Annotated in this window: 13 protein-coding genes and 1 pseudogene; 10 read left to right on the top strand and 4 right to left on the bottom strand. The window is 65.2% G+C overall.

Annotated features, from left to right (window positions below):
- The 4 genes and pseudogenes from RAD10_RS24070 to RAD10_RS24055 form a co-directional block, all read left to right on the top strand.
- Window positions 1-100: pseudogene (locus RAD10_RS24070) on the top strand (chemotaxis protein CheW); the annotation flags it as partial.
- Between the two features lie 72 nt (window positions 101-172).
- A complete protein-coding gene (locus tag RAD10_RS24065; RefSeq protein ID WP_007600538.1) occupies window positions 173-538 on the top strand; it encodes a response regulator in 366 nt (121 codons plus the stop codon).
- A gap of 75 nt (window positions 539-613) precedes the next feature.
- On the top strand, window positions 614-1,801 hold the full coding sequence (locus RAD10_RS24060) for a protein-glutamate methylesterase/protein-glutamine glutaminase (protein ID WP_461619502.1): 1,188 nt from the start codon (window positions 614-616) through the stop codon (window positions 1,799-1,801).
- Entirely contained in the window at window positions 1,798-2,670 is an 873-nt protein-coding gene (locus tag RAD10_RS24055; protein ID WP_461619501.1) for a CheR family methyltransferase, read from the top strand. Before RAD10_RS24060 ends, RAD10_RS24055 begins: the two co-directional genes overlap by 4 nt.
- A gap of 52 nt (window positions 2,671-2,722) precedes the next feature.
- Here the strand turns inward: RAD10_RS24055 and RAD10_RS24050 are convergent, their stop codons facing one another.
- The 4 genes from RAD10_RS24050 to ctrA all read right to left on the bottom strand — a co-directional run bounded on the left by RAD10_RS24050 (window position 2,723) and on the right by ctrA (window position 5,634).
- Window positions 2,723-3,883 carry a glutathionylspermidine synthase family protein gene (locus RAD10_RS24050; RefSeq protein ID WP_461619500.1) on the bottom strand — a complete coding sequence of 387 codons (1,161 nt, stop codon included), beginning with the start codon at window positions 3,881-3,883 and terminating at the stop codon, window positions 2,723-2,725.
- Between the two features lie 58 nt (window positions 3,884-3,941).
- Window positions 3,942-4,343, bottom strand: a complete 402-nt coding sequence (locus RAD10_RS24045) for a hypothetical protein (RefSeq protein ID WP_461619499.1) — start codon at window positions 4,341-4,343, stop codon at window positions 3,942-3,944.
- A gap of 1 nt (window position 4,344) precedes the next feature.
- The gene (locus RAD10_RS24040; protein ID WP_091956373.1) at window positions 4,345-4,749 is read right to left on the bottom strand and encodes a DUF350 domain-containing protein; all 405 of its coding nucleotides are present in this window, start codon (window positions 4,747-4,749) and stop codon (window positions 4,345-4,347) included.
- Between the two features lie 183 nt (window positions 4,750-4,932).
- Window positions 4,933-5,634 carry a response regulator transcription factor CtrA gene (ctrA, locus tag RAD10_RS24035; protein WP_008138878.1) on the bottom strand — a complete coding sequence of 234 codons (702 nt, stop codon included), beginning with the start codon at window positions 5,632-5,634 and terminating at the stop codon, window positions 4,933-4,935.
- Window positions 5,635-6,074: 440 nt separating this feature from the next.
- Here ctrA and fliI point away from each other — a divergent pair, with 440 nt between their 5' ends.
- From fliI to RAD10_RS24005, 6 genes are all read left to right on the top strand, one after another.
- Window positions 6,075-7,400: a flagellar protein export ATPase FliI gene (gene fliI / locus RAD10_RS24030; RefSeq protein WP_038972090.1), complete on the top strand. Its 1,326-nt coding sequence runs from the start codon at window positions 6,075-6,077 to the stop codon at window positions 7,398-7,400.
- Window positions 7,401-7,521: 121 nt separating this feature from the next.
- Entirely contained in the window at window positions 7,522-7,941 is a 420-nt protein-coding gene (gene fliJ, locus RAD10_RS24025; RefSeq protein WP_254116553.1) for a flagellar export protein FliJ, read from the top strand.
- 343 nt (window positions 7,942-8,284) lie between these two features.
- Window positions 8,285-8,830 carry a sigma-70 family RNA polymerase sigma factor gene (locus tag RAD10_RS24020; RefSeq protein ID WP_461619498.1) on the top strand — a complete coding sequence of 182 codons (546 nt, stop codon included), beginning with the start codon at window positions 8,285-8,287 and terminating at the stop codon, window positions 8,828-8,830.
- Window positions 8,831-8,867: 37 nt separating this feature from the next.
- Complete coding sequence (locus RAD10_RS24015) at window positions 8,868-9,917, top strand: anti-sigma factor (RefSeq protein ID WP_461619497.1); 1,050 nt, start codon at window positions 8,868-8,870, stop codon at window positions 9,915-9,917.
- Window positions 9,918-10,167: 250 nt separating this feature from the next.
- Window positions 10,168-11,127, top strand: a complete 960-nt coding sequence (locus RAD10_RS24010; protein ID WP_461619496.1) for a helix-turn-helix transcriptional regulator — start codon at window positions 10,168-10,170, stop codon at window positions 11,125-11,127.
- 135 nt (window positions 11,128-11,262) lie between these two features.
- Window positions 11,263-12,483 carry an NAD(P)/FAD-dependent oxidoreductase gene (locus RAD10_RS24005; protein WP_461619495.1) on the top strand — a complete coding sequence of 407 codons (1,221 nt, stop codon included), beginning with the start codon at window positions 11,263-11,265 and terminating at the stop codon, window positions 12,481-12,483.
- The last annotated feature ends 74 nt before the right edge of the window (window positions 12,484-12,557 follow it).

The following is a 12,557-nucleotide window of genomic DNA, read 5'->3' as shown; positions in this document are numbered from 1 at the left end:
CAAGCTCGCCGGCGGTGTCCATCGCCTCGACGGCCAGCTCATGGTCGTCCTCGACGTCGATCGCGTCCTCGAGCTCGCGCCGGAAATGATGGCGGCCTGATACGGCGGCTCGCCGCCGACGTGCCAGTAATTGGAAGTGCCCCCCGCAAAGGGGGAGGAAGCAGAGGTTCAGATGCGAACTTGTCTCGTCGTTGATGATTCCAGCGTCATCCGCAAGGTTGCGCGCCGGATCCTGGAGGGCCTCGACTTCCAGATCCTCGAAGCCGAGGACGGTGAGAAGGCGCTGGAGGCTTGCAAGCGCGGCTTGCCCGATGCGGTGCTGCTCGACTGGAACATGCCAGTGATGGATGGCTACGAGTTCCTCGGCCATCTCAGGCGCATGCCCGGCGGCGATCAGCCCAAGGTCGTGTTCTGCACCACCGAGAACGACGTCGCGCATATCGCGCGCGCGCTGCATGCCGGCGCCAACGAGTACATCATGAAGCCGTTCGACAAGGACATTGTGACGGCGAAATTCCAGGAAGTCGGCCTTATCTGAGCGATCGGCCGGAGGCCGAAGGGATGCTTCGGCGCTTGTTTTCAACTGTACCCTTTCAGTCTGAGTTGGTGAGTAATGAGTGTTGCGTTCGCAGGTAATTCGGCTACGACCGGCTCGCGCGAAGCGGGGCCGCTGCGGGTGATGATCGTCGACGACTCCGTCGTCATCCGCGGTCTGATCTCGCGCTGGATCGGTGCCGAGCACGACATGGAGGTCGCTGCCTCGCTGCGCACCGGACTCGAGGCGGTCAACCAGATCGAACGCATCAATCCTGACGTTGCCGTGCTCGACATCGAAATGCCCGAGCTCGACGGCATCTCGGCGCTGCCGCAACTGCTGGCGAAGAAGCGCGATCTCGTCATCATCATGGCTTCGACGCTGACCCGCCGTAACGCGGAGATCAGCTTCAAGGCGCTGTCGCTCGGCGCCGCCGATTACATTCCGAAGCCGGAATCGACGCGCGAGGCGTCGGCTGCGGACATCTTTCATCACGACCTGATCCAGAAGATCCGCCATCTCGGTGCGCGGCTGCGTCGCAAGGCCGCGGTCGCAAGCCCGCCGCTGGCGCCAGCGAGCCCGGCTCCGGCCCCGCGTAGTCCTGTTGCGCGGCCCATAGCGCCCGCTCCGGCGGTGCCTGCTGCGTCGGGGGCGCTCACCATGCGCCCGTTCTCCACTCAGACCCCCAAGGTGCTGCTCATCGGCTCCTCGACCGGCGGTCCGCAGGCGCTGATGGCGCTCGTCACCGAGCTCGGCCCGGTGATCGACCGCTTCCCGGTGCTGATCACCCAGCACATGCCGCCGACCTTCACCACCATCCTTGCCGAGCATCTGGCGCGTTCGAGCCGTAAGCCGGCAGCCGAGGCGGTCGACGGCGAGCCGGTGAAGCCGGGACGGATTTATCTCGCGCCCGGCGGCAAGCACATGCGCGTGGCGCGCAGCGGTGCGGACACCGTGATCGCACTCGACGACGGCCCCGCCGTCAATTTCTGCAAGCCCGCGGTCGATCCGCTCTTCACCTCCGCCATCGACATCTGGCACGGCAGCATCCTCTCCGTGATCCTGACCGGCATGGGCTCGGACGGCATGCGCGGCGGCAAGGATATCGTTGCGGCCGGCGGCAGCGTCATCGCGCAGGACGAAGCCTCCAGCGTGGTCTGGGGCATGCCGGGCGCGGCGGCCAATGCCGGCATCTGCGCGGCGATCCTGCCGCTCAACCAGATCGGCGCCAAGGTCAACCGCCTGTTCGCGGGAGATCGCGCGTGACGCCGGTTGACTACGACTATCTGCGCAAGTTCCTGAAAGAGCGCTCCGGCCTCGATCTCTCGCCCGACAAGCAATATCTGGTCGAGAGCCGGCTCTTGCCGCTGGCGCGCAAGGCGAGTCTATCAGGCATTCCCGATCTCGTGCTGAAGATCAGGAACGGCGACGGCCGGCTTGCCACCGACGTGGTCGAAGCGATGACCACCAACGAGACCTTCTTCTACCGCGACAAGATCCCCTTCGATCATTTACGCGACACCATCCTGCCGGGCCTGATCAAGGCGCGCGCGGCGCGCAAGTCGCTTCGCATCTGGTCGGCGGCGTCATCGACGGGGCAGGAGCCCTATTCGATCGCGATGTGCGTGAAGGAGATGGGCGCAGCGTTGGCCGGCTGGCGCATCGAGATCGTCGCCACCGATCTGTCGCAGGAGGTGCTGGAGAAATCCAAGGCCGGCATCTACAGCCAGTTCGAGGTGCAGCGCGGCCTGCCGATCCAGCACCTGATGAAGTACTTTACGCAAGCCGGCGAGACCTGGCAGCTCAATGCCGACATTCGCGCGATGGTGCAGTTCCGCCAGCTCAATCTGCTGCAGGATTTCTCTCATCTCGGCACCTTCGACGTGATCTTCTGCCGCAACGTGCTGATCTATTTCGACCAGGACACCAAGGCGGTGATCTTCGAGCGGATGGCGAAGGGCCTGGAGGCCGACGGCACGTTGCTGCTGGGCGCCGCCGAATCCGTCGTCGGTATCACCGATGCGTTCCGTCCGATCACCGAGCGCCGCGGCCTCTACCAGCTCAACCCCGCGCGCTCCGGCCGCCCCATGGGCGGATTGATGCCGCCGTCTTTGAAGGTTGCCGCGGCGCGGTGATCTCTCTCTGTCATTCCGGGCTCGCGACTAAGTCGCGCCCCGGAATGACAAATCACAAAATCGCATGCGGCAGAAACCGCGAGCGGTTGCCGGTGATCGGGCTCTCGTCCTCGCGGATCGACAGGCCGCACGGCTCGTGGTTCACCAGCCAGCTTCCGATCACCGGATAAAAGCCTGAAAAATTCGGCAGCGGCGAGAGCGCCTGGCGCACAAAACCTTCGGCGCCGTAGGGACCTTCCTGCTCGTCGAGCGATACGCCGCCGGACACGATCGTGACGTTGGCGCCTTCGCGCGACAGCAGCGGCTTGCGCACGTAGGATGTTCCGAGCTCTGCTGCTCGCGCGTCGTCCTCGAAGAACGCCGGCAGCAGATGGGGATGGTTCGGAAACATCTCCCACAGCAGCGGCAAAATGCCCTTGTTGGAGAGCACCGCCTTCCACGGCGGCTCGATCCAGCGCGTGGCTGCGTCCTTCAGCTTCGCGCCGAAGGAATCGTGGAACATCCATTCCCAGGGATAGAGCTTGAAGGCGAGCGCGATGTCGTTCTCGTCGAGATCGACGAAGCCGCCAGGCTCATCGCGCCAGCCGACCTCTTCGATGTCGAGCAACCTGGTCGAGAGGCCGGCCTGGCGCGCGGTGTCCTCGAGATAAGCGAGCGTGCCAGCGTCTTCCGAATTGTCGGTGGTGCCGGTGAGATGGACGTGACGGCCCGCGGCGATCTCCTTCCACGCCGCGATCAAGCGCTCATGGATGGAATTGAACTGATCGGCGCGAACAGGGACGATGCGGCGCTCGATCGCCTGCTCGAGCCAGGTCCATTGAAACACCGCGGCCTCGAAGATCGAGGTCGGCGTGTCCGCGTTGTATTCGAGCAGTTTTGCCGGCGACTTGCCGTCGAATTTCAAATCGAGCCGGCCGTAGAGGCTGCGGTCGTCGCGCTGCCAGCTTTCGGCGATCAGGCTCCAGAACGCTTCCGGAATCTGCAGGCGCCGCAGCGAGCGCTCATCCCGGATGACGCGGCCGGCGAGCTCCAGGCACATCGCCTCGATCTCGGCGGTCGGCGTCTCGATGCCGCGCTCGATCTCGTCGAGCGTGAAGCCGTAATAAGCGCGCTCGTCCCAATAGCGTTCGCCGTCGATGGTGTGGAAGACGAAGCCGCATTGCGCCGCGGTTTCCCGCCAGTCGTCGCGCTCGAGACAGGTAATGCGCTGCATGTCATTTCCTGCGCATGATCTTGCCGGAAAACCGGTGGCCACTTTTCCGGATCATGCGCTAACCGCCGCCCGAGAAGCCATGCCCGAACGAGCCGAAGCCGCCGCGGCTGACGCTGCTGTGGCCGGAATCGGACGAAGTGCTCGATGAGGAATGGCTCGAGGAATCGCTGCTGAAGAAGCTCGACCGTGACGACCAGCGCGAGCTGCTGCCGCCCGACGAGCTGCTGCCACTGCTGCTTGTGCAGGTCGTGGTCGTCTGTCCCGGGACCGCGCCGGGTGCGGGCTCGCAATTCTGCCGCGGCATCATCGTGTAGGCAGTGGTGCCGACTGCGAGCGTACCCATCACCAGCAGCGCGACATGGCCGGAGCGCTTCACCGGCTCTTTGGCCGGCAACGGCAATGACTGTGGCAGGCGTGGCCGGCGCTTGCCGAACTGCTTGTTGGGCGGTTTGTCGGCCATCTCAATAGATCATGCTGGCGGCGTTGAGCAGGCCCGCGGCGAGCGAGGACAGCCCGAGCCAGATCGCGGGCGCAAGCTCGCCGGCGGCGATCCGCTCCGACAGCTTCGGCACCGGCACTCTCACGAGAAAGAACACGATGATCTGCACGATCAGCGCGATCATCGCCCAGATCAGGCAGTCCAGCACATTGGCCGAATGCGCGATGGCGCTGACCAGCGGCGCCACGAAGCCGAGTAGGCTGAGGCCGAGCGCGATCGCCGCGGCCGGCTCGTTGTCGCGGATCAGCTGGAACTCGTTATGCGCGGTGATGCGGGTATAGACGAACAGATACGCGACGATCGCGATCAGCCCGGTGCAGAAATAGACCAGGAAGGCGGGCAGGCCGGCCAGTGATTGCAGGATCATCGTTCCCCCATCGTGCAGCGACCATTCGTCGGCGGGGGAAGGATAGCGGTTCAATGGCAGGAGGGCGATGAAGCCGCCTTTAACCCGCCTTGGCATCCCCAAAAAACAAAACCCCGCCATTTGCGGCGGGGTCCAGGCTGGGAGGAGCGAGCCCGAAAGGGGCTCGCGACGTAAACCCAGAGATCAGGCGGGAATGCGCTCTTCGTGCTCGTGCGGCTCGCGCAGCACGTAGCCGCGGCCCCACACGGTCTCGATGAAGTTGCGTCCCTCGGAAGCGTTGGCCAGCTTCTTGCGGAGCTTGCAGATGAAGACGTCGATGATCTTCAGCTCGGGCTCGTCCATGCCGCCATAGAGATGGTTGAGGAACATTTCCTTGGTCAGGGTCGTGCCCTTGCGGAGCGAAAGCAGCTCCAGCATCTGATATTCCTTGCCGGTCAGATGCACGCGCTGGCCGCCGACTTCCACCGTCTTGGTGTCGAGGTTGACGACGAGGTCGCCGGTCTGGATGACCGACTGGGCGTGACCCTTGGAGCGGCGCACGATCGCGTGGATGCGGGCCACCAGCTCGTCTTTATGGAAGGGCTTGGTCATGTAGTCGTCGGCGCCGACGCCGAGACCCTTGACCTTGTCCTCGATGCCGGCGAGGCCGGAGAGGATCAGGATCGGTGTCTTGATCTTGGAGACCCGAAGCTGCTTGAGCACGTCGTAGCCGGACATGTCGGGCAGGTTGAGGTCGAGAAGGATAATGTCGTAATCGTATAATTTACCGAGATCGACGCCTTCTTCCCCCAAATCGGTCGTGTAGACGTTGAAGCTCTCAGACTTCAGCATCAGCTCGATCGACTGCGCGACGGCGCTGTCATCTTCAATCAGCAAAACGCGCATGCCAGTTCCCCATAGTCGCCGCTCCTGGGCGTCAGGTCGGCCGCATTCGCGGCACTCAACAAAACGCCTTTGAACAACTGATTCGGATCCTGACAACAGATGGTTAACAAACTCTGATTCTGGAACGCAAGTCCCCCGGGTGCAATTTTTGTCGAATCGCCCTAAGGTCTTGCGCGTGAAGCAGCTTTCGTCGCCCAGCTCCGTTCAAGTTCCACTTTAAGAGACGGGCCTAACCGACTCCCGCGACTCAGCCTTCTTCTGAAGGGGAGTCACGCTCAGTCACAAAGACAGTGACGCAATGATTAATGATGCGGGTAAACACGAAGTTAAGCGCCGTTCAGAAATATGGCGAAACTTAAGGTTTTCACCGTGAAGTCCCGGGGATCGCAGGGGCGACCCCTGGGGATGACCAAGGCGCGGTCCTTAATGGAGGCTCCGCGATGAAGGCGCTTGCCGAACAGATCGGCGACATCGACGGCATCAATATTTATGGTCGCGTCGTCGGTGTCCGCGGCCTGATGGTCGAGGTGGCCGGCCCTATTCATGCGATGTCGGTCGGCGCGCGGCTCGTGATCGAGACTGGTGCCAACCGTTCGATTCCCTGCGAGGTGATCGGCTTCTCCGGCAACAATGCTGTCGTGATGCCGTTCGCCGGCCTCGACGGCGTGCGCCGCGGCTGCAAGGCCGTCATCGCCAATGCCGCCAATCTGGTACGGCCGTCGTCGGCCTGGCTCGGCCGCGTCGTCAACGCGCTGGGCGAGCCAATCGACGGCAAGGGACCGCTGCCGCAGGGCGCCTCGCCGATGCCGTTCCGCAATGCGCCGCCCCCCGCGCATTCGCGCAAGCGTGTCGGCGCCCCGCTCGATCTCGGCGTGCGCGCGATGAACACCTTCCTCACCTGCTGCCGCGGCCAGCGCATGGGCATCTTCGCAGGGTCCGGCGTCGGCAAATCGGTGCTGTTGTCGATGCTCGCGCGCAACGTCGATGCCGCGGTCAGCGTCATCGGGCTGATCGGCGAACGCGGCCGCGAGGTTCAGGAATTTCTGCAGGACGACCTCGGCGAGGAGGGCCTCGCCCGTTCGGTCGTGGTGGTCGCAACCTCCGACGAGCCGGCGCTGATGCGCCGCCAGGCGGCGTATCTGACGCTCGCGGTCGCCGAATATTTCCGCGACGAGGATCAGGACGTGCTCTGCCTGATGGACTCGGTGACGCGCTTTGCCATGGCCCAGCGCGAGATCGGCCTGTCCGCCGGCGAGCCGCCGACGGCCAAGGGCTACACGCCGACCGTCTTCACCGAGCTGCCGAAACTTCTGGAGCGCGCCGGACCGGGCCTGGGGGAGGGCGCCATCACCGCGATCTTCACGGTGCTGGTCGACGGCGACGACCATAACGAGCCGATCGCGGACGCCGTCCGCGGCATCCTCGACGGCCACATCGTGATGCAGCGCTCGATTGCCGAGCGCGGCCGCTACCCCGCCATCAACATCCTCAAATCCGTCTCCCGCACCATGCCGAAATCGGCCGACCCGCAGTTCTGGCCCGTCATCCAGAAGGCGCGGGCGGTGATGGCGACCTATGCCGACATGGAGGAATTGATCCGGCTCGGCGCCTACCGGGCCGGCTCCAGCCCCGAGGTCGACGAGGCGATCCGCCTGCACGAACCGCTCGAGGCGTTCCTGCGCCAGCGCAAGGACGAAAATGCGTCTCTGGCGGACGGCTATCGCCAATTGGCGCAAATCCTCGGTAATTTGGAAACGGAACGCTAACTTTGTCCCGTCATCATCCCATCCCACAGAGTAGCAGAGCCGGTCTCGGCCCCAGTCGGGCCTGTGGGGAGACCGGTGACGTCCCACGTGCAGCGAGGGGACTTCTGGGGAGTATGAGTCGATGAAGTCACGAGATACCCTCATCCGCCTGAAGAAGTTTCAGGTCGACGAGAAGCGCCGCCGGGTCACCCAGATCGAGACCATGATCGCCGACTTCCAGCGGATGTCGACCGATCTTGAACGCGAGATCTCGACCGAGCAGGAGCGTGCCGGGATCAACGATCCCTCGCACTTCGCCTATCCGACCTATGCCAAGGCCGCCATTCAGCGCCGCGAGAACCTGACCCGCTCGGCCGACGAGCTCAAGGGCCAGCTCGACGAAGCCAAGGCCGCGCTGGCCGAGGCCTTCGAGGAGCTCAAGAAGGTCGAGCTGCTGGACGAGCGCGACCAGGCCCGCGAGCGCGCCGAGGAAAATGCCCGCGAGCAGGCCGACCTCGACAGCATCGGCCTGATGCGCGCCCGCATCGGCGCCGTCGCCTAAAGACACAGCCAGCGGCCAAACCGCCGAGAATTTTGCCGAACCCGGACCCGCAAGGTCCGGGTTTTCGCATGTGCTATCCACAGTGTGGCGCCGCACCCCTTGGTGGACGGCTTGGCCACGCGCTATGGTGGTGGATGGATTACCTCGCCCCGCTTTAAGGGGAGAGGTCGGATTGCCCCGGCGATGCGTAGCATCGTCCGGCGCGATCCGGGTGAGGGGGACTCTCCGCGAGTCCGTCTGCAACCTCCCTTGCGGAGACTCCCCCTCACCCCGACCCTCTCAGGGCGAGCGTAGCTCGTCCCGACCCCGCAGGCGGAGAGAGGGAGGAAGGTTGGGGGGCTGAATGCTGACGCCAGCAGAGCTGGTCGGGTTGATCGAGGCGGTGGCGAAGGGCGATCAGACGGCGTTCGAGCGCCTCTACGCCGCCACGCGCGCGAAACTCTATGGCGTCGTGCTCCGTATCTTGCGTCGACAGGATCTCGCAGAGGAGGTCATTCAGGAGACCTATGTCAAGATCTGGAACAGTGCCGGCGGGTTCAATCCGGCGCTGTCGTCGCCGATCACGTGGATGGCCTCGATTGCGCGCAACCGTGCGATCGACATCGTGCGCAAGAAGACGGAAATCTCCATCGAGGAAGAGCCTCAGGCGATGGAGGTCGCGGCCGACAGCCCCGATCCGCTGGCGCGCCGGGAGATGACCGAGGAGTTGAAGCGGCTGCTGGAATGCGTCGGCCGGCTCGAGCCGGACCGTCAGCGGCTCGTGCTTCTCGCCTATTACAACGGCTGGAGCCGCGAGCAATTGGCGGAGAAATTCGCCGCTCCCGTCAACACGGTGAAGACGTGGCTCCGGCGCAGCATGTTGGATATCCGGGAGTGCCTCGGACTATGAGGGTTTATACTGTGAGGGTGGTTCTGGACTGCATGTGATGGCCTACTCGGAGGACCATATCGCGCTCGCCGCGGAATATGCGCTCGGTACGCTCGATGCCGATGAGCGCGCGCAGGTCGAGACCATGATGGCGGTGGACCCGGCGTTCGCCGACATCGTGCAGGCCTGGGCCTATCGGCTCGGCGCCCTCAACCAGATGGTCGGCTCGGTCGAGCCGCGTCCGATCGTGTGGGAGAACATCAGGTCCGAGATCGCGCGCACGGCGCTTGCGCAGCAGCCGCCTGTCCTGGCCGACGTCGTACCGCCGCCAGTCCCGCCCGTCGAAGCCGCGCCGCCGGAAGCGCCGCTGGAGCAGGTATCGCAACCGGAGCCGCAGCCTCCCGAAGCAGAGCAGCCCGAGCCGGTGCGCTCCGGATCCGATGCGATACCCGACATCGCGCCGGTGTTCATGCCGCAGGTCCATGCGCCCGATCCCGAGGTCGTGCGGACGCCGCAGGTGTCCATCGCCGACGACACCAACGTGATCCGTCTCGAGGGCCGCGTGAAGCGCTGGCGCTCGATCGCATCCGCGGTCGGCGCGCTCGCGGCTGCGCTGCTGGTGACTCTGTCGCTTCAGATCTTCCTGCCCGACGCGCTGCCGGGAGCTTTACGTCCGGCGCCGCGCATCCAGACGGTCGAAGTGAAGACGCCGGCCGCGCCGCTCACCGCCGCCGCGCAATATGTCGCGCTGCTGCAGGGCCAGGGCGGCGGCCCCGCCTTCATCCTCACCATCGACGGCGCGACCAAGAACTTTACCGTGCGCAAGGTCGGCGCGACGCCGGAGCCCGGCAAGAGCTTCGAGCTCTGGCTGATCTCCGACAAGCTGCCGCGCCCGCGCTCGCTCGGTGTGATCGGCGCGGGCGAATTCACCGCGCGTCCGCTGCTCGCCTCCTATGATTCCGAGGTCGTCAACGGCGCGACCTACGCGGTCACGGTCGAGCAGGCCGGCGGCTCGCCCAACGGCCAGCCGACTTCGGCCCCGGTGTTTTCCGGCAAGCTGATCGAGACCGTGCCGCCGTCCCAGCCGCAGGCGCCCGCGAAGAAGTAGGTCCGGTAGCCCGGATGGAGCGCAGCGCAATCCGGGGCCACCGCGCCATCAGGCGACAACCCCGGATTACGCTTCGCTCCATCCGGGCTACGAAGCCGTCTTGTCGCCACGGTCCACCCTGCCGTCGCATCCCGACAAGTCCCGCCGAATCCGCCCCCGATTTGAACCTTGCCGCCTTTTGCGGCGTCAAATCCCCGGAATTTGCAGTCGGCGCCGCCGATCGCGGAGCCGAAGAGGGGCTAGAAATCAGATGGATGCAGCGAAAACGCCCGGCATCTTCGTTCACCAATACACGGGACTGCCGCACGGCCCTGCGTTCGAGCATTGGCGCGAGCGGGCCTTCGGGGCCTGCGGCCTCGATATCGGGCCGAGCCATGGCGACAGCGTCGATTGCCGGCTCCAGATCAGCGTGGTCGACAACATCGCGCTCGCCATTCCGGAAGGCGCCTCCGCGCAATATTCCCGCACCCAGAGCCACCTTGCCGACGGCAGCGACGACCTCGTGCTGATCGCCGCACATGCCGGCCTCGTCCGTGTCGGGCAGAACGGCCATACCGTGGAGCTTGCGCCCGCGCAGATGGTGCTCGTCGACATGAGCATCACCGGCACCGTCGGCCACACCGATGAAAACCGCTTCACCACTATCCGCATGCCGCGCCGCGCGTTGCTCGACATCAATCCGCGTGCCGAGGACAAGCTGTCGCAAGTGCTCAGCGACGGTGCGGTCGCCGAGACCATCTTCCGCTACCATGCGCTCGCCGCCAATCACGCGCCGCATCTCGACGCGGTGGGCCAGCGCCTGACCGCGCAGCATATGGTCGATCTGGTCGGCCTCCTGCTCGGCACCGATGCCGAGCATGCAAGTCTTGCGCGTGGCCGTGGCCATGCGGCGGCGCGCCTCGACCTCATGCGCGCCGATGTGATGGCCGCGCTCGGCCGCAACGATCTCTGCCTGTCCGAGATCGCGACGCGCTCGGGCTTGAGTCCGCGCCAGGCGCAACGCCTGTTCGAGCAGGCCGGCACGACCTTCACCGAATTCGTGCTGGAGCAGCGTCTGCTCCAGGCGCGCAAGCTGCTCGGCGATCCCCGCGCGAGGGCGCGCAAGATCAGCGACATCGCACATTCCTCGGGCTTTTCCGATTTGTCCTATTTCAACCGCGCCTTCCGCAAGCGCTTTGGCGCGACACCGTCGGAATTGCGCGAGGCGTGAGGCGCGCCCCCGGTTTCGTTCTGCGGATCACAGTTGGCCCATTCGCGGCGATGAGCTATATCTACCTGTGCGGGTAGACCGCTCGATCGCTTGTCGTTCCCTTGTCGTTCCATTGGGAAAGTGCAGTCAACGGACATGGCGCGTATCGTCGTGCTCGGCGCCGGATTTGCAGGCCTGTGGGCGGCCATCGGTGCCGCGCGCAAGCGCGACGAGATCGGCGCTGGCAGCGACATCGAGATCTGCCTGATCGATCGCAATCCCTATCACAACATCCGTGTGCGCAATTACGAGGTCGATCTCAGCGAGGTCGCGATACCGTTGCCGCAGCTGCTCGATCCCGTCGGTGTCAGTCACGAGATCGGTGAGGTCGAAGCCATCGATCCGGTCCGGCACGAAATTTCGCTGGTCACGAGCAGCGGCGAGCAGGCGCTTGCCTATGACCGCCTGGTGCTGGCGCTCGGCAGCGAGGTGATGCGTCCCGACATACCAGGCCTCGCCGAGCACGCCTTCGATGTCGACACCTATGTTGCGGCGCTCCACCTGGAGGACCATCTCGTCTCGCTCGGCCGCAGCGCGCCGTCGCCGGGGCGTTCGACGGTGGTGGTGGTCGGCGCGGGCTTTACCGGCATCGAGGTTGCGGCCGAGATGCCCGACAGGCTGGCGCGTGCGGGCATCACCGGCAGCCGCCGCATCATCCTGGTCGATCCCAATGCCGCGGTCGGCGCCACCATCGGCACGCCGGCGCGTCCCGTCATCGAGACGGCGTTGGCCGCGCTCGACGTCGAGATGCGCCTCGGCGTGCGCGTCGTCTCGGTCGAGGCCGCCGGCATTCGCTTGAGCTCCGGCGAGTTCATTCCGGCGCAGACCGTGATCTGGTGTGCCGGGATGCGTGCGAGCCCCCTGGCTGCGTGCTTTCCGGATGCGCGCGACCGGCTCGGGCGCCTGCTGGTCGATCCCTTCATGCGGGTTGCGGATGTGCCTGGCGTGTTCGCGGCCGGCGACGTCGCATCCAGCGTGGTCGACGGGCTGCATCCGACCGTGATGTCCTGCCAGTTCGCGCGTCCCATGGGCCGCTTCGCCGGCCACAACGTGGTCGCCGATCTCGCCGGCCTGCCGATGCTGCCGCTGCGGATCGACTGGTACGTGACCGTGCTCGATCTCGGCGGCTGGGGCGCGCTCTATACCGAAGGCTGGGATCGCGAGGTGAGGGCGACCGGTCAGGCTGCGAAGGCGACCAAGAACATCATTAACCGCAAGCGCATCTATCCGCCGCTGACCGGCAGCAAGGAAGAGCTGTTCGCCGCCGCTGCGCCGACGGTGCAGGCACCGCCGCCGAGCTATGGTGCGCGTCGTTGAGCTGGCGGTGCGTCTATCAGCAAACGAAACGATGAATGCAACGAAAGCGATCTCCGCTTCACCCAAGTGACGGG

Source organism: Bradyrhizobium sp. 23AC (assembly GCF_054863025.1).
Note: the sequence above shows the minus strand (reverse complement) of the source record. Positions and strands in the feature narration are given on the sequence as shown.

Coding starts and splice junctions, on each gene's coding strand:
- RAD10_RS24065 (WP_007600538.1), top strand. CDS start 173: ATGCGAACTTGTCTCGTCGTTGATGATTCCAGCGTCATCCGCAAGGTT.
- RAD10_RS24060 (WP_461619502.1), top strand. CDS start 614: ATGAGTGTTGCGTTCGCAGGTAATTCGGCTACGACCGGCTCGCGCGAA.
- RAD10_RS24050 (WP_461619500.1), bottom strand. CDS start 3,883: ATGCAGCGCATTACCTGTCTCGAGCGCGACGACTGGCGGGAAACCGCG.
- RAD10_RS24045 (WP_461619499.1), bottom strand. CDS start 4,343: ATGGCCGACAAACCGCCCAACAAGCAGTTCGGCAAGCGCCGGCCACGC.
- RAD10_RS24040 (WP_091956373.1), bottom strand. CDS start 4,749: ATGATCCTGCAATCACTGGCCGGCCTGCCCGCCTTCCTGGTCTATTTC.
- ctrA (WP_008138878.1), bottom strand. CDS start 5,634: ATGCGCGTTTTGCTGATTGAAGATGACAGCGCCGTCGCGCAGTCGATC.
- fliI (WP_038972090.1), top strand. CDS start 6,075: ATGAAGGCGCTTGCCGAACAGATCGGCGACATCGACGGCATCAATATT.
- fliJ (WP_254116553.1), top strand. CDS start 7,522: ATGAAGTCACGAGATACCCTCATCCGCCTGAAGAAGTTTCAGGTCGAC.
- RAD10_RS24020 (WP_461619498.1), top strand. CDS start 8,285: ATGCTGACGCCAGCAGAGCTGGTCGGGTTGATCGAGGCGGTGGCGAAG.
- RAD10_RS24015 (WP_461619497.1), top strand. CDS start 8,868: ATGGCCTACTCGGAGGACCATATCGCGCTCGCCGCGGAATATGCGCTC.
- RAD10_RS24010 (WP_461619496.1), top strand. CDS start 10,168: ATGGATGCAGCGAAAACGCCCGGCATCTTCGTTCACCAATACACGGGA.
- RAD10_RS24005 (WP_461619495.1), top strand. CDS start 11,263: ATGGCGCGTATCGTCGTGCTCGGCGCCGGATTTGCAGGCCTGTGGGCG.